At 45.8% G+C, this 15,842-nt stretch carries 14 protein-coding genes; 3 read left to right on the forward strand and 11 right to left on the reverse strand.

Going from position 1 to position 15,842, the window contains the following annotated elements; translation table 11 throughout:
• Positions 1–4: 4 nt before the first annotated feature.
• Positions 5–3,772: a DEAD/DEAH box helicase gene (locus tag AC2Q9J_RS13600; protein ID WP_499040745.1), complete on the reverse strand. Its 3,768-nt coding sequence runs from the start codon at positions 3,770–3,772 to the stop codon at positions 5–7.
• Between the two features lie 247 nt (positions 3,773–4,019).
• Complete coding sequence (locus AC2Q9J_RS13605; RefSeq protein ID WP_101801824.1) at positions 4,020–4,355, reverse strand: hypothetical protein; 336 nt, start codon at positions 4,353–4,355, stop codon at positions 4,020–4,022.
• A 205-nt stretch (positions 4,356–4,560) separates the two neighbouring features.
• Between AC2Q9J_RS13605 and AC2Q9J_RS13610 the strand changes: the two genes are divergently transcribed.
• Both AC2Q9J_RS13610 and AC2Q9J_RS13615 read left to right on the forward strand, forming a co-directional pair.
• Complete coding sequence (locus AC2Q9J_RS13610; RefSeq protein WP_499040747.1) at positions 4,561–5,760, forward strand: MFS transporter; 1,200 nt, start codon at positions 4,561–4,563, stop codon at positions 5,758–5,760.
• A gap of 125 nt (positions 5,761–5,885) precedes the next feature.
• Positions 5,886–6,326 carry a hypothetical protein gene (locus tag AC2Q9J_RS13615; protein ID WP_499040749.1) on the forward strand — a complete coding sequence of 147 codons (441 nt, stop codon included), beginning with the start codon at positions 5,886–5,888 and terminating at the stop codon, positions 6,324–6,326.
• A 46-nt stretch (positions 6,327–6,372) separates the two neighbouring features.
• Here the strand turns inward: AC2Q9J_RS13615 and AC2Q9J_RS13620 are convergent, their stop codons facing one another.
• The 4 genes from AC2Q9J_RS13620 to AC2Q9J_RS13635 all read right to left on the reverse strand — a co-directional run bounded on the left by AC2Q9J_RS13620 (position 6,373) and on the right by AC2Q9J_RS13635 (position 8,786).
• Positions 6,373–6,546 (reverse strand): hypothetical protein, encoded by a 174-nt coding sequence (locus tag AC2Q9J_RS13620; RefSeq protein ID WP_199172795.1) that lies wholly within the window; start codon positions 6,544–6,546, stop codon positions 6,373–6,375.
• 79 nt (positions 6,547–6,625) lie between these two features.
• On the reverse strand, positions 6,626–7,390 hold the full coding sequence (locus AC2Q9J_RS13625) for a DUF6920 family protein (protein WP_472484141.1): 765 nt from the start codon (positions 7,388–7,390) through the stop codon (positions 6,626–6,628).
• Between the two features lie 39 nt (positions 7,391–7,429).
• Positions 7,430–7,837: a hypothetical protein gene (locus AC2Q9J_RS13630; RefSeq protein WP_101801828.1), complete on the reverse strand. Its 408-nt coding sequence runs from the start codon at positions 7,835–7,837 to the stop codon at positions 7,430–7,432.
• Positions 7,838–8,168: 331 nt separating this feature from the next.
• Positions 8,169–8,786 carry a hypothetical protein gene (locus AC2Q9J_RS13635; RefSeq protein ID WP_499040752.1) on the reverse strand — a complete coding sequence of 206 codons (618 nt, stop codon included), beginning with the start codon at positions 8,784–8,786 and terminating at the stop codon, positions 8,169–8,171.
• A 280-nt stretch (positions 8,787–9,066) separates the two neighbouring features.
• Here AC2Q9J_RS13635 and AC2Q9J_RS13640 point away from each other — a divergent pair, with 280 nt between their 5' ends.
• The gene (locus AC2Q9J_RS13640) at positions 9,067–9,894 is read left to right on the forward strand and encodes an STAS domain-containing protein (RefSeq protein WP_499040754.1); all 828 of its coding nucleotides are present in this window, start codon (positions 9,067–9,069) and stop codon (positions 9,892–9,894) included.
• Between the two features lie 83 nt (positions 9,895–9,977).
• Here AC2Q9J_RS13640 and AC2Q9J_RS13645 read toward each other — a convergent pair whose 3' ends face one another.
• The 5 genes from AC2Q9J_RS13645 to AC2Q9J_RS13665 all read right to left on the reverse strand — a co-directional run bounded on the left by AC2Q9J_RS13645 (position 9,978) and on the right by AC2Q9J_RS13665 (position 15,736).
• Positions 9,978–10,847, reverse strand: a complete 870-nt coding sequence (locus tag AC2Q9J_RS13645; RefSeq protein WP_499040756.1) for a peptidylprolyl isomerase — start codon at positions 10,845–10,847, stop codon at positions 9,978–9,980.
• A 145-nt stretch (positions 10,848–10,992) separates the two neighbouring features.
• Positions 10,993–12,498 carry a phytoene desaturase family protein gene (locus tag AC2Q9J_RS13650; protein ID WP_499040758.1) on the reverse strand — a complete coding sequence of 502 codons (1,506 nt, stop codon included), beginning with the start codon at positions 12,496–12,498 and terminating at the stop codon, positions 10,993–10,995.
• 264 nt (positions 12,499–12,762) lie between these two features.
• Positions 12,763–13,083, reverse strand: a complete 321-nt coding sequence (locus AC2Q9J_RS13655) for a hypothetical protein (protein WP_499040760.1) — start codon at positions 13,081–13,083, stop codon at positions 12,763–12,765.
• Positions 13,084–13,191: 108 nt separating this feature from the next.
• Positions 13,192–14,586 (reverse strand): Na+/H+ antiporter NhaC, encoded by a 1,395-nt coding sequence (gene nhaC, locus AC2Q9J_RS13660; RefSeq protein WP_499040762.1) that lies wholly within the window; start codon positions 14,584–14,586, stop codon positions 13,192–13,194.
• A gap of 334 nt (positions 14,587–14,920) precedes the next feature.
• Positions 14,921–15,736 (reverse strand): STAS domain-containing protein, encoded by an 816-nt coding sequence (locus AC2Q9J_RS13665; protein WP_499040764.1) that lies wholly within the window; start codon positions 15,734–15,736, stop codon positions 14,921–14,923.
• Positions 15,737–15,842 lie beyond the last annotated feature (106 nt).

A 15,842-nucleotide genomic window follows, 5' to 3' on the forward strand; every position in this document is an offset into this window, starting at 1 on the left:
CCGCTCATCCCTTCTGCAAAACTTTCAAGCCGTTTTTCTTCTCAACAGTGGCGAGCACATGCTGATACATCCGCTTCGTTTCTTCTTTTTTCGCCCGTTTCGTAAACATTTCCGAACTGCCGATCATGACGAGCAATTGCTTCGCCCGTGATAAAGCCACATTCAAGCGGCGGTAATCTTTCGCGAAGCCGATATCGCCGTGGTTATTTTGGTTATTGCGCACCATGCTCAGCAGAATGATTTCCATTTCGCTGCCCTGGAAACGGTCGACGGTGCCTGTGCGAATCGTTAAATGCGGCAAGCGCAATTCCTGATCGATCATGCGTTGCAGCCGTTTCACCTGTTCACCGTAAAAGGAAATGACACCAACTGTTTTCAGTTCATCAGCAGCTATTCTGCCCGCCGCCTTTGCCTCACCCACTGCATCATTCAACTCAACCAGCAGCCGGCTGATTTCCTGCAGCTCGGCGGGATTGTACAAGCTTTTTCCGCCGCTCATCCGTTCTTCAAAATACACCGGTTCATTGGGCAAATCGATCCACATGAGGTGGTTGCCGCGTTTTACACCTGGTGATTCCAAGAAGTGATCGCGGTCACGGTCGGAATCTTCCAACCCGCATTGCAATTGGTCGTTATCGAATTTATAGAACGGCGCAATCGTCTCCATAATGTCTTCGTGCATCCGGTACTGGATCGCCAGCATCGTTTTATTGGTCTCCAGCAGGTTTTTATACAAGCGTTCAAACAGCGACTCTTCCAATAGCTTCTCGAGTTCGCGTTTTTCCTCAAAGCCGCTGTTTTCCTTGATCATTTCCTCCAGCGTTTCTTCCAATGTATCGTTGCCCAGAAGCGGCGGCAATTGATGATGGTCGCCGACAAGGATGATTTTTTTGCCTTTCAGCATCGGCAACAGCAATTCCGGCGGCGTCGCTTTCGACACTTCGTCGATGATGACGACATCAAATACCGGATAATTATCGATGAAATCTTTGCGCGCCGAAGCTACACAGGTCGTCCCGATCACGTTGGCGTGCTTGATATACAATTTGCGGATTTCGTCCAAATCATGGTCGTTGGCATCTTTCAATAACTCCAGCCATTTCTTTTGGATCGTCTGCATCAGCGGCAGATTCTTCTGCTCCTGCGTCAGTGATTCCCTGTCGAATGAAAGACTGGCGAGCTGTTTCGCTGTTTTTTCGTATTCCGCTTCGGGATCAGCGGCGATGATGGTTGCCAGGGCTGCCAGCTCTTTTTCTTGATTGCCTATCCGCTGTTCTACTTCCTCAAGAACCGCTTCGATTTCGCCCAGTCTTTTTTGGATATCGCCAAGTGCATCCTTTTCCGCAAGCTGTTCTTTTCGCTGAGTTTCGAGCCGTTCTCCGACTTTCTGGAATGCGGCTTTGTCTTTTTCAAGCTTGGAAAGTTCAGCTTTATGCAGGCGAATGGCTTCTTCTATATCAGCCGGAATATCAAAGTCGGTTGGCAATGGTGTTGCTTGTCGCTCCAAACTTGAAAGATCTTGCTGCAATTTTTCCAATTCGATTAGCCATTTTTCATTCAGCGCGCCAAAATGCTGTTGCTGTTTCACCAGCTCAGAAGCGATCGCCCGCTTCAATTCCTGAAACGCCCGCTTGGAATCTTCGATATAAAATTCAGGAGATTTCAGCTCCGCGCCTCTACGCCACAATTCGTTTTGACGTTTATATAATCCAGCCAATGCTTTTCCTAAAGCGGCAGGGTCAATGCTCGGCGAACTCTTCATAAAGACGCGCAGCTTTTCAAGAAATTTCTCAATTTCGCCTAAACTGAACGAACCGCCCTGCGCCAATGCGGTTTCTTTTACCTGATCCAGTGATACTCCTGCAGGTGCCAGCAATTTTTCCACATAGGCGATTGCCGCTGTCAGGCTGGCATTCGATTTCTCCAAGTTTTTTCGCTCCGCCATCTTATCGCGGATCATATCGAGTTTGCCGGTCGAATAAGTAATGGCCGTCGTTTCCTCGATTTTCTGCGCCGCCATCATCCGCATCAAGCCATCGACTTTTTTGATGTCTTCAATTTCTCCCAGTGCATCTTTTTTCGAATCAATCAAACCGGCCAATTGATTTCGCTTATCCGCTATCACTGAAATTTCCTGTTTCTTATCTGTGATTCGCTTTTCCAATTGCTCTAGTTTAAGCGCATGTTCCAATTGTTGGATAACCTTTTCAATCTTCTCCTGCTCTTCAAGGAACCAGTTCAAATCCTTGCCGCTGTCGACAACCGCCTCGTCATTGGCAATCGCCGCTGCCAACGCTTCAAGTTTTTGTTCGCTATCGCGCTGTTCCCGCAAGGATTGTTCTTTTTGCAGATTGAAAGCCTCGAGCTTATGCCGTTCTTTATTCAATAAAAGCTCGATTTCCTTCTTTTGTTCCAGCGCTTCTTTTCTCTCCGCAACTGCTTTCTTCAAACTATCGTAAACCGGCTGCAGTTCTGCATACGTTTTTTCCGTCGCCTCCAGTTCCTTGGCGAGTTCCTCCTGGCGCTTTGAACGGGTTTCGTATTGCGCTGTTATTTCTTTCAGCGTACTGTCCTTCCAATATTGGCCGACGTTTTCCTCGATGAATTTCTTGCCGTCTTCTTCGATGCTTTCCGTCCGCCCGACACGCAGAATGCGGATATCTTTATTGGCCAATAGACGCCCAAGCGCGTTATCGACTGCCAGATTCGACTGGGAAGCGACAAGCGTCCGCAATCCTTTTTTCGCATTCTGCAGACAGATTTCCGAAATGACGGTCGTCTTTCCGGTTCCCGGCGGCCCTTGAATCGCGTACAAATCTTCCGCCGCCATTGCGCCCGTTACTGCCTGTTGCTGAAACTCGTTCAGCCGGTTGTGGAAAGTCAGCTTCTCCAATTGTTTCAGTGGTGCCACTTTCGGTTTCTCTTCGAATAAAAGACGGTCTAGCTGCGGATTCACCGCCAGCCCTTTTTCCAAATTCGTAAAGCCCTGGCGCAAGCGGCGGATCTGGCTTAGCGCCGCGAAGTTGCTGAACACGACTTCTTTCTTGCTGAGGCTATGCCCTTTATCACGCAGCTGTTTGATTATGTAAGTATTTAATTCGACTTCAATAACTTTCTTTGAAGCTTTCATCACCGTGCCGACATCACCATCGATCCCGGTAAGCCGCACGCTCAAATTGCGCAGGCTCTTCCATTCCGCGTCGTTCATCCGGCAGCCGGTCAACGTAATGCGGCTGAAATCATGGCTGAACGCAAGCGTCGAATACGCCGACTTGATGTCTGGAATATCCATGCCTTGTTCCTGGATTTTCAAATAGCCTTCCCAGCTGGAAATTCGCTTTTTCACGTAATCGGAACGCTCTTTTGCCGGAGTCATTCGGTTGATCAGGTTGATGAACGCGACCGGCACCGGATCCCGTGAATCGATGAATGCCACCGACTCCTCGCGCTGCCAGTTGGTTCCGACAGCCTGAAACGCTTTTCGGAGCGTCACATTCGTCACCAGCAATTGATGGTTGCGGAACACGCAGTGCAGCACGATCGACCCTTCCGTCTCTTTCCCGGTCAGCCGCTCCGCTTCCTCCGGTCCGAAAAACAGCGCAACTGAAAGCGAGCCATCCGCGCCTGTCGGATAGCGTTCCATGAACAACTTGAAAGGCTTCGCTCCATTAAAAAACGAGCGCTCGCTGATGCCGAACCCTCTCATTTTTTCTGAAGCGGTTTTGGTTATTCTGATTGATGTTTTGTATGTAATTGCCTGTGCCTGAACCATTTGATCACCTGTTCTGAAATCTCAACATATCCTGTAATTATACCATCTATCAAGGTGAGCTATCACAATAAAATAAAAGTCGAAATCTTAAGTGAAGCAACTCCTGAGCCGCTATTTTATCGGCTGATTTGACGGAATCGACGATAAACGGCTGAAAATCGACGATAAACTCCAAAAAATCGACGATAAACACTCGAAAATCGACGATAAAAACAAGCGCATCCCCTTCGCGGGGAGTGCGCCTGTTTCATTTCTCTTCATCATCCAGCTTTTGTTTCATTTCTTTCTCCGACAAGCGTTCAATCGGAAAATAAGTTTCCAGCCGCTCCAATTGAACCAGTGCATCTTTATAGAAATCCATGTCCTCAAACTCATCTTCGTAGTACATCGAATTATCCGTGGTCTCCAACAAGAGACGGATTTTCTCTATGGCTTTTCCGCCGCTTGCATCTTCATCGCCAAACGTCGTCTCGTCCTGCCCCGTTTCTTTTTGCTGAAGATAGACGGTCCCTTCCAAACCTTTTCGTTTCGACTCGTCCGCAAAATCCACCACTTCCGATAAGGCTACTGCTGTACTCCGCATTGTACCCACTCCTTTTTGGAAATGAATTAACATCTGTACCCTTGTTATTGACATCAAGCACCCATGCTAAACATTGTTTTCATTTTCCACCTGTATAACTGCTCCATTCGAAAGCTTGTGCTCTCCAGGCTGCTCCGATATAGTTATTCTCTGAAGAAGAACCATAAATTTCTTAAAATTATCCTGATAGACAAGGAGACACCATGTGAATCAAAACAAACCAAAACTCTGGACGAAGGAATTCGTCCTTATATCCACCGTCAATTTTTTCTTAACCTTAGTCTTTTTCTTATTGATCGTAACAATTGCGGTATACGCCGTGGCTGAATATGGGGCAACAACCAGCCAAGCCGGACTCGTAACCGGCATTGCCATTATCGGCACCATGACCGGCCGGATCATCATCGGCCGGCTGATTGAAAACATTGGCCGAAAAAGAACATTAGTCATCGGACTTATCTTATTTGTATTGACCACCTTGCTTTATTTCGTGAATTTGAATCTTAGCTTTTTACTGATCAACCGTTTTCTTCACGGTATGACGCTCGGAATGGCAAGCACGGCTGCCGGAACGATTGTGGCTCAGATCATACCCATGACACGAAAAGGTGAAGGAATCGGCTATTTCAGCATGAGCTCAACACTTGCAACAGCAATCGGACCGTTCATCGGCCTCTATATGAGCCAGCATACGAGCTTTGACATGATTTTCACCCTGTGCGTTGCATTTGGGCTTGTCAGTCTTTCTTTCGCCCTTTTTACAAAAGTGCCGCCAGTGGATTATTCCGGCAAAACCGGCCAGGCAAGAGGATTCAAACTATCTGATTTCCTGGAGCCGAAAGCTTTGCCCATCGCTCTTATCACATTGACATCTGCTCTATGCTTTTCCAGTATTCTTTCGTTCATCAATTTTTACGCGATTGAAATCGATCTTGTGGAAACGGCCAGTTTCTTTTTTGTAGTCTATGCGATTGCAGTTTTATTATCCCGGCCATTTACCGGCCGCTTAATGGATATAAGAGGCGCAAATTTCGTAATGTATCCTGCTTTTGTATTTCTTGCTGCAGGTTTATTGCTTCTAAGCACCGCCAGCAGCAGCGTTATCTTTTTGCTTTCCGCCATTTTAATCGGCTTAGGTTTCGGCAATCTGCAATCCACGACCCAGGCAATCGCGGTCAAACTGACCCCGCCTCACCGGATGGGGCTGGCGACATCGACGTTCTTTATCTTCTTGGACGCCGGACTCGGTTTCGGACCTTATATTCTCGGTTTCATCATTCCGTTGACCGGCTTCAGTTCCCTTTATGCCATACTCGGATTCACAGCGCTTGCTGCTTCCCTTCTTTATTATGTATTGCATGGACGGAAAGAACGGTCAGAGCTCGCGACTGCTCGAACTTCATGAAACAGAAAAGGCTGCCTGATAAAAGGCTGCCTTTTTTGTTTCACCTCATGGTAATACATGGAAACGGGAACAATCCCTAAAAATTTTCGTCGATAAATTATGATATATGCTTGGAGGACTGGATAATGAATTATTTCTTAAAGTTAAATGTTGTCAGCATACTGTATGCGCTAATGGCAGTCATACCGCTTGAATTGATGCTGAACGTATACAGAATTACAAGGTTGACCGGCTGGGAAATTGGCACAGTGAATATATGGACCGCCATCCTACTGTTTGCAATCCTGATTGTCGGTACCCTTTTTCTCTTCCGGCTTACTGAAATTTGGCTGGGTTTCCGAAAGCCCAATTATTTCACAGCTCTTCTATGGTTCCCTTATTTCATTCTCTTTGTATATATATTCACTGTCTCATTCCCATTCACTTATGGCGGGGATGACCCCAACCCAGTCACCGGTATCCTCATGATATTCGGCATCATGATCTATCCGTTTTATATTCTGATCCTGAATAATCTTGCGATAATGACTAATGTAAAAGGCGAAGAGAACACTAAGGAGTTATAAGCAGGATTAATTCCATAAAAAAAGCGCTGCATAATGCAGCACCCGCTTATTTCTTCGTTTTCTCTTTTATCTTATTCGCAACGTCATCTTTCATGACCATCGCTTTATCCTTATAGATCGACGCTTTTTCTTTATAGTCGTCTTTGTTTTCTTCCCAATGCGCTTTGCCTTTTTCAATCGACTTGTCTTTTAATGCGTTCAGTTTGTCCAGAAATGCCATTTCGATCATCCTTCCGTTCTTTCCGCCACAACTGTGGCCGGCGAACTTTGTTAAGCATAACTGTATTCGATCGGATTGTCTAAAATCTCTGGCTATGTGAATTAAACCGGATATCGCTTGCCCGGAAACGGTACCAGGTAAATGGCCCTTCTTCAAGAAGCCAGCTGATATCGATTTCCACCGGAACCTTCAAACCGTCCACCACTTTATGCGCTTTGATGGTGCCGGTGCACAGCAGCGGACGCGCATCTTCTTCGCTGTCTTTATAGCGCCAGGCCTCCACTTTCACCAATTCATATTGTTCATTGAAAAAGAATACAGCGGATCCGGTCAAACCCCTGTATTCCATCGTTGCGGTTGTTGTATAGGCATCCACTTCCTTCCAATGAATATAAGAGTTGAGTGCTGCTGTCGGATACCAGCCCATTTCCATCAGAAAACGCTGCATCGAAGACTGATTGGTCTTGTCGTTTTCCAGGGTTTTCGAAACCGGCAGAAATCCGGCAAGCTTGATGCGCATGCTACCCTTGCCATCTTCAAAACTGTCTTTTCCTGTGACAAACATGCCTCTGCCCATTTTCATCTTTACTTCCCAACGAAATCCTGGAGGTTCGGTGAAACTGATTTGTTCAGATTCGGATGCCGTCCACTCTTTCTGCTCAGGCTTCAACTTCATTGTGCCTGATTGTTTTAGCGTTACATTACGGATCGGCTCTCGACCGGCCACACCAACCGACAGGAGCCAATTTTTTACGGCGGATGGCAGCGTCTCCAGCATTTCTTCAGTTACTTTTTTGGGCGTGCCGTGGCTGGAGCTTGCTTCTGGACTGTTACCAACTGACATCGCAGTCACTCCTTCTATAATGTGTTGCAGAATCAATAGTCAATCTACAGGCAAGTCGGTATTCACTTTATACAATTGATCGTTTTCCCAATACCTGCCTGTAGCGCCATCACCAAAATTCAGGTCCCGGTCGCAATAACCCAATTCATACAGCACTCTGTTTTCATTTTTGAATAAGACTTTAAAATCCGGCCCAGCCCAATCCACAGTTGCCGTCGAATTAATTTCAGCGTTTTCCAGGTCGTCGACGAGCTGTTCTATAAATGCTTTGTCTGTAATAGTGTTGATATGCACATCACCATGCCAGGTGCGGATTTCAATTTCTGTCACTTCACTAACCACATTAAATGCCGTGGCTCCTACTTGCCCATCTGAAGCAGCGCTTTGGCATCCAGCCAGTAAAAATATTGAAATGAGAAGAAGGAATATCGATTCTTTACATTTCATCTTGATATCTCCCTTTCGAGTGCAATGAAATTAAGTTTGAATATTTCATTAATTAAAGTGTAACACAAAGAGAAAAAGGTTCAGCAAGGACATGCCCTGCTGAACCTTTTCTAAACAAATTCCTCAACCAATTTATCAATTTCTTCATAAATCTCTTCAAACAACGGCTCTTCCCCGATAGCCATCACAAAGTTTACGCCGTCTTCCTTATGGAAGAGCTCACGCCCTCTTTTCTTCCATGTCCCCCGTAAATACGGTTGATTTATTATATGTTGGAAAATTCTAGGGCGCAATGGTTTTCCCACAGATTTTTGCGGAATTATTGCAATCTTTAAAGTTGCCGATTTTGGCTGTTTTCAACTTGCGGATCAGCAGCACCCGCTTTGCTTTGAAGCGCAGCTAAAAGCGCTCCCCCGATTCCTGCCCATATAAATCCGACTGCCATCATCAGTGAAATCAGCATCATCGTATAAAATTGTTCCTGAAATAAACCCGTTAAAAATGGTGACAGGCAAAAAAGCAGCGTCACCGCGAATAATGTACGCGTCAGCCACAACAACACGCGGGGAATTTCTTTATGGAAGCTTATCCGCCTCATCAGCATAAAGGAACCAACCGCCAACAATACCGTTCCTGAAAACAAAAACAGCAAACCGAACGGTATGCCGGTGTCCGGAAAATAAATCTCAAAAAAATGGAACAACCCATTAAACACGAGTGCCGCACTCAACAGGAGGAGTGGATTCTTCAGTTTCCTGCTATATAGAACATGAAGAACATAAATGCCCCCAAGACAAAGAAGCGGAAACACAAACTTGACGTAGTCCGTCCAATCGCTGGCGAAATATCCTGTGTTGATTTGCCTGCCGATCACCACAAAATCGTATAAAGGTTTCATTCCCCAAAGGATTCCTCCAACAATACATAAACAGGCAGCCATGGTTTTCAAAGTGCCTTCTCCCTTTCAGCAATGGATTTGATAATTGTTTATTCCACATGAATCCTTAAACTCCTGCACATTAATAAGACAGCCGCTTCTAAGCGCTCCATAATTGAACTGCTGCTCATTTTTGGAGGAATTAAGGTTTCGCCAGAAAATAGCTTGGGTATAGTTAGAATTGTTCATTTTGTTAGACACAGGTTTACAATCTGAATTTCAATAATGCTATACTTAATTAAAGGTAATGGAAGTATTTATAAAAAATTACTTATCAAAGGAGAAAAAAGGAATGGCTGAGGCATTGCAAAAATCAGAAGAAATTAAGGTTTTCTTTGAAAAATACCGGGAAGCATTTGATGAAAAATTATTGGAAGAAGCCGTTAATGTAAAAGACCGGATTGATGAAATCCTGCGAATCGGCAATATCGATCTCGTTTCAAATGCCCACAAAGTTGTCGGCTATATAGTTGAAGGACAGGAAGAGGAGCTTAAATTATTCGCAAAGCAGGAAGGCATTGCCTGGGCGACTCATTCGATCGAACTTTCCTTTAAGCTGGAATGGATCCAGGCCATCCGCCGCACCCTTTGGACCTTCCTCCAGCAGTACAACGATGCTACATACAATAAATCCGGATTCGACTTCTTCTCCATGGAACAAGATGTGAATACACGCGTGGACACGTTCCTGAATCACTTTTTCATCAACTACTCCACCTATAAAGATTCATTGCTCCTGGCACATCGCCAGCTTGTGGAAAATCTGTCGGTGCCGATCATTCCGATCAATGCAGCTGTTTCAATCTTGCCGCTGATCGGTTCGGTCGATTCTTTCCGTGCATCAATTCTGGAAGAAAAAGTGCTGACCGAGGTTGGAGACAGCCATATCGAAACTTTGATCCTGGATATGTCCGGTATTGCCGACATGGAACCAGAGGTCATCCATCACCTGATGAAAATCATCGATGGCAGTGCGATGATGGGCTGCAGAACCGTCATTACAGGCTTGCGGTCAGAAGTCGTCCGGAAAATGATCAATCTTGGTTTATCATTCGATCCTAAAACCAAAACGTTGGGAACGCTGCAGAACGCCCTCAGCGAATATCTTTCAGTCGAATAAAATCGATGCACATAGAAAAACCGTGATTTGGATACTCATCCAAATCACGGTTTTCATTTTCTTCTATTCATAAGCCAAACAAATCAGCCTTGGTCTAGTTTGTTTTCAATATCATACGCCGCTTGTTTCTCGGCAATCCAAGCAGCATATTTTGCATTCAATGCTTCATCGAACAGGATCTCTTTGATCTGCTCTTTGCTGTCTTCGAGCGTTGCTTCAGAAGCTTCCGTTTTATCCGTCACTTTGATGATGTGATATCCGAAATCAGTTTGGACCGGATCGCTGACTTCACCCGGTTTCATCGCGAATGCCGCTTCTTCGAATTCAGGCGCCATTTCACCTTTTCCGAAGCTGCCAAGTTCCCCGCCGTTTTCAGCATTGGCCGTATCAACGGAATATTCAGCAGCCAGTTCTGCGAAGTCTTCCCCATCCGCCAATTTCTGCGCCACTTCTTCCGCCTGTTCTTTTGTTTCAGTCAAGATATGGCTGGCTTCCACGGTTGCGCTTTGGCCAAGAGCTTCTTTGTTCTCCTTGAAATATGTCTCGATCGCTTCATCTGTAATTTCGATTTCCGGACCGATCAATTTCTCGATTCTCAAAAAGTTCTTCATTTCCTCTTCCAGATCCTCTTTGGTTAACCCGCTTCCTTCAAGTGCAGCAGCAAGCCCTTCAGCACCGTCGTATTGCTCTTCGTATTCCGCGAGTTCCGCATCCAATTCTTCCTGGGTGATTTCAATGTCCGCTTTTTCGGCTTCCTGGCGGATGATTTCATTGGAAATCATGATATCCAACGCCTCTGCTCCGCTTGTTTTCACCATTTGCTCATAAAGTGCATCCTGTTCGATTTCTGTGCCATCGACTGTCGCCACAACTTCTTCTTTATTGAATCCAACCATCAGGAAAATGGCTGAGGCAACGATAATTCCAATTGCAAAATAGATAGCCTGCTTCATCTTCATCCCTCTTTCTTTTTATCGATAACATCACTTTAGCAAGTGGATATGAACAAACTATGACCGGGACATTAATAATCGTGTAAGTTTTTGTTCAAGGCATTATAAAAAGGAGAAGCGATGAAGCTCCTCCTTAAATCTGGACTTACCGTTTTCCAGTCTGATCACGTTTCACAATTTTATCGCTCACCTGCTGGCCGCTGAGTGTCACCATCGGCATGCCGCCGCCGGGGTTGACGGTGCCGCCGACAAAGTAGAGGTTATCGTAAAGCTCACTTTGCTTCTTATGCTTGAAGCCGCCATTGCGTTTCTTGTCCGAAACGGTGCCGTATATCGCCCCACGGTCAGAACCATAGATGCGTTCAATATCATGCGGCGTCCATACATCACGCGTCACGATATTTTCCCGAAGTCCATCAAGGCCCATGCGTTCCAGCTTATCGATGACCCGGTTTTCAAAATCCAGGTACTGTTCCGGCGTGAATGGCTTGTCTTGAATATAAGGGATATGCGGCAGGATCTTGATGTTTTCGTGTCCTTCCGGAGCCTGTGTGGGATCTGTCTTATTGACATTGACCAGATAAATGGTCGGATCGTCCGGCAGCTCATGTTTTTCGAACACTTTTTCCATTTGTTCTTTCAGATTTTCAGAGAAGAAGAAATTATGGTGATTCAGGAAAGGATATGTTTTCTTCACACCCAAATGCAGGACGAGCCCGGAACTTGCCGGTTCATATTTCTTCTCGAGCTTCTCGACAAACTTATCATCTGCGTCCACCATTTTCCGGTAGAATGGGATCACTTCCATATTGGATACATAGTAATCAGCTGTTTTGAATGAACCATCTTCGAGTTCGACACCAGCGATTTTCTTGTTGTGATCGGTGCGTGCCCGGACAACGCCCATGCCTGTTCGGATCTTCACGCCTTCTTCTTCCGCCAATTTTGTCAGGCCATCAGCAAGTTTATGCATGCCGCCCGGTACATACCAGCAGCCCTGCGCATGCTGCATATAAATCATCATATTCAGTACAGCCGGCGCGTTGTACGGGGAAGAGCCGACGTATTTGACGAAATACGACAGCATATCACGCAAATGCGGATTGCTGATGCGCTTGGAGATGCCTTCGTACATCGTAGAAGTCAAATCGAATCCTCTTAATGTCGCGATGATGCCGTTTTGAGCCACCGCTTCTTTCGGCGATTCGAAGCCTTCCGCCAAATAGCTGTGTTCCGTCGTCTTGTAGATACGCTGTGAATATTTCAGCAGTGAATAGTATTCTTTAATATCCTTTTTGGAAAGAGCAGGATTTGTCCGTTCCATTGTGTGGAGGTTGCGGTATAAGTCCAGTACGGTGCCATCGGGAAAGAACGAGCGCCATTCCCGGTTGAGCCGTTTCATCTGCACATAATCTTCCATCCGCTTGCCGCTTCCCCGAAATAATTTATCGAATATATGCGGCATCGTCAAAATCGAAGGGCCAAGATCGAAACCGAACCCATCTTGCTCCAGACGGTTCACTTTCCCGCCAATATGATCATTCTTCTCATATAAAGAGACCGCGTAACCTTTCTGAGCTAGTGAAATAGCCGCTGACAGACCGCCAAGGCCTCCCCCAATCACGATTACGGATTTTCCAGCATTATTCATATATGTACCGCCTCTCTTCCCTACCTTATTTTATTCTATCCAGCCGGCTGAAGTTTGCAGGGACATCTCAGTAAGAGAGTTTTCTTCAGAACGTGGCAATACTCCTTCTTATTCCCTCAATTTTAAACTTGGAAACTCAGTTTGTATAGTTTTTGTGTAAGCGTCATAACTATGTGCTGCCGACCTAGCAAGGTCGCTGACTGTAAATAATAAAAGCAGCAAAACGGTCAGAAATTAAGCTGACTGTTTTGCTGCTTTTATTTTCTACTGAACGTTCCGTTCTTCTTGCCTACTTGAATGTTCATAAGCGAAATAGCCGCCAAGCAATCCAAATCCTGCACCAAACGTAATGCCCGTCGACATGGCAAACGGAAAGATCAGGCTTAATACCAGCCCCAGCGCACTGCCAAAGACCATCACGAGAGGAATCAGACTGTCCAGTAAATCCTGGGCAGCTTTTGTTTCTTTCTTGCCGAGCGTCCCCCGCTTCTGTTTGCCTTTCAATCTGAGAATGACAAAAAGCGATATCGCTCCTACAAGCACAATCGGCCAGACGATGCTTAAAATTTCAATCGCCGATTCCATATGAAAACCCCTTTCATATTCGAATGGTGGATCCGTGCTGTTTACCTTCTGCTTTCAATGGTAAACGAACCCGAGCAAAACAGCCACCCCAAAAGGCGTCTTCATTTTTTATGCAGCCTTAAGCTTTTTATTGTACGTCAATGTCTTTCCGCTGATTCCGAATAATACCGTCAATACAGGCGACAAGAGACAAAAGAACGCAAATGGCAAATATTCAAGCGTCGGGACGCCAAGCACGGATGTGATGAAAATCCCGCAGACACTCCACGGAACAAGTGGATTTACAACTGTTCCGGCATCTTCCATGACCCGGCTCAAATTCTTGCCCGCCAGCCCCGCCTTTTCGTATGGCCCTTGAAATGCCTGTCCCGTCAGAAGGATCGACAGATATTGTTCCCCGATCAGGATGTTGATGCCGATTGCCGTCAACGCCGAGGCCGCGATAACTGAAGATACTTTCTTCAGCAGGCTTTCAATTTTCATTAGCAGACATTGAACGATTCCTAAAGTGAATAATAAACCTCCCATGCTGAGTGCCAGCAGCACCAGGCCGATGGTGAAGAACATGCTTTCCATACCGCCTCTTGACAGGAGTGCGTCGATTTCTTCGATGCCGGTTGCCGAGACATAGCCGCCAAAAAGAACACCGAGCGTTTGAGGAACTGTAAGACTGATATGAAGCATCGATACGGCGATAGCGGCTATCGAGCTCGCAGCAAGTGTCATCAGCGCCGGCACTTTCATGATTGTTAAAGTGATCAGGACGAGGAGCGGAATGATTGAATACCAATGAATCAAACCTGTCTGCAGCAGGCCTTCTTTGAACACCGCAATTTCTGCTGTATTGTCGAGTGTGATGGACGGTGACATGAGCCCGAAGAATATCAATGTCAGCACGAAAGCTGGAATCGTCGTCCAGCTCATGTTCCGGATGTGTTCAAACAAATCCACACCGACAATCGACGATGCCAGATTGGTCGTATCCGACAGAGGTGACATCTTATCACCGAAAAATGCTCCGGAAACAATGGCTCCTGCTGTGACAGCAAGCGACAGATCAAGTGCGCCGGCAATTCCGATAACCGCGACTCCCACCGTGGCAACAGTCGTCAGTGAACTGCCGATGGACAGGCCGATGATTGACGTGACGATAAAGACGATGGCAAAGAAAAAGAGTGGTGTAACCAGATTAAATCCGGCAAAGATCAAAGTCGGAATGGTGCCGCTCAGCATCCAGCTGCTGATGAGGATGCCTATGAAGAAAAACAGGAATACCGCGCTCATCCCTGCTCCCGCACCTTCCACTAAACCACGTTCCAATTCCTTGTATGATATCTTTTTAACCAGGCCGTAGCAGATCAACAACAAGATTGATAATAGAATCGGAACATGCGGAGGCGCTTCAAAAAAGATGATGCTGGAACTGATGATGGCGACGATGATGGCGACAAGCACAGCCGCTGCTGCAAAACTTGGTGATAACACTGCTTTGATGCGAAACATTGCCGATTCCCCCTGCATTCTAGAAAGTATTTAAAACGAAAAAAAGAAAGCCCACGTCCCCTAAACAAAGGGACGAAGACTTTCTCCGCGTTACCACCCAATTTGACATCCCGATTTCTCGCCGGAACATCCACTTCATTCATCGTCGATATTACAGATGGTGTAATTCACCTATATTGCTGCCTGAATTTGCACCACCCATCCAGTCTCTTCCTGCTGCCCGCAATTAGCCTACTCAATCATCATTCAACGTTCATATAGCCGCTTTCAATTTTCATAATCTTAGCATGTTCTGTAAACAAGTCAAGCATCTTATTCAATTTACCACTTTCCCTTAATGCTCCATAACCTCCAGAAACTCTTTCACCGTTCCATAAGTCTGCATATCACTCAGGTTGATTCCGAGACCTACCGCGGTTTGAGCTATCACCGGCCGGATTCCCGTCAAAACCGGCTGGATTCCCAATAGCTGCAGGATATCCCGCATCTGGAAAATCTGTTGCGCTACATGGGTATCGAAATAATGGATTCCTGAGAAGTCGATGACAAGCTGCTGAATATCCATATTCACTACCTTAGGAATGACCTCGGTTGAAAGATAAGCAGCACGCGAGTCGGTAAATTCACCGATGAGCGGCATGACTCCGACCCCACTTTTGATGGGCACGATAGGAGCAGCCAATTCCATAATCTCCTGTTCATTCGCATCCAGCTTTTTCTGGTTTTTCAAATTGAAATTCGCGGTCGTTTTCCGGATCGCATCATCAAAAATATAGATGAGATGATGATAAAGCCAGGAAATCTCTGTGGCACTGCTTTTTTTCAGCAGACCGCGTTCCAAAAGCTCCCTGTGAAGCGACAGCCGGAAGGTACTGAGAATTTCCACCGTGTTTTTCAACAGGGTCCCATTATTGTAAAAGAAATTATCTATATCGTATTCCAGGCCCAACTCTTGTGCTTCGGTACGCGTAGTCAACAATCCCTTTGCGACTTTATCCAGCAGGAGCCCCAGCAATTCATAATGTTTTGACAGCTGCTCTTCCGTCAGCTCCAATTCCAACTGGTTTGCTGCCTGCCACAACAAATTTTCTGTTAATGATTTATTTTCCTCTTCGATAAACGCAGCTATTTCATGAAGTATATTAGCCATTTCTGTTTCCCCTCAATCTGACTCATATAACATTATACAAAAGTTATATAAAATATTTTTATTACTATTCCCCAACATTAAGGGTATAAAACCACTCCGGAAACGC

Source organism: Planococcus sp. RAB007_Raresut (assembly GCF_057369535.1).

Excerpts from the sequence above, each read along its gene's own strand:
- AC2Q9J_RS13655 (WP_499040760.1), bottom strand. The coding sequence starts at position 13,083 with ATGGAATCGGCGATTGAAATTTTAAGCATCGTCTGGCCGATTGTGCTT.
- AC2Q9J_RS13625 (WP_472484141.1), bottom strand. The coding sequence starts at position 7,390 with ATGTCAGTTGGTAACAGTCCAGAAGCAAGCTCCAGCCACGGCACGCCC.
- AC2Q9J_RS13605 (WP_101801824.1), bottom strand. The coding sequence starts at position 4,355 with ATGCGGAGTACAGCAGTAGCCTTATCGGAAGTGGTGGATTTTGCGGAC.
- AC2Q9J_RS13640 (WP_499040754.1), top strand. The coding sequence starts at position 9,067 with ATGGCTGAGGCATTGCAAAAATCAGAAGAAATTAAGGTTTTCTTTGAA.
- AC2Q9J_RS13615 (WP_499040749.1), top strand. The coding sequence starts at position 5,886 with ATGAATTATTTCTTAAAGTTAAATGTTGTCAGCATACTGTATGCGCTA.
- AC2Q9J_RS13650 (WP_499040758.1), bottom strand. The coding sequence starts at position 12,498 with ATGAATAATGCTGGAAAATCCGTAATCGTGATTGGGGGAGGCCTTGGC.
- AC2Q9J_RS13665 (WP_499040764.1), bottom strand. The coding sequence starts at position 15,736 with ATGGCTAATATACTTCATGAAATAGCTGCGTTTATCGAAGAGGAAAAT.
- AC2Q9J_RS13645 (WP_499040756.1), bottom strand. The coding sequence starts at position 10,847 with ATGAAGCAGGCTATCTATTTTGCAATTGGAATTATCGTTGCCTCAGCC.
- AC2Q9J_RS13630 (WP_101801828.1), bottom strand. The coding sequence starts at position 7,837 with ATGAAATGTAAAGAATCGATATTCCTTCTTCTCATTTCAATATTTTTA.
- AC2Q9J_RS13620 (WP_199172795.1), bottom strand. The coding sequence starts at position 6,546 with ATGGCATTTCTGGACAAACTGAACGCATTAAAAGACAAGTCGATTGAA.
- nhaC (WP_499040762.1), bottom strand. The coding sequence starts at position 14,586 with ATGTTTCGCATCAAAGCAGTGTTATCACCAAGTTTTGCAGCAGCGGCT.
- AC2Q9J_RS13600 (WP_499040745.1), bottom strand. The coding sequence starts at position 3,772 with ATGGTTCAGGCACAGGCAATTACATACAAAACATCAATCAGAATAACC.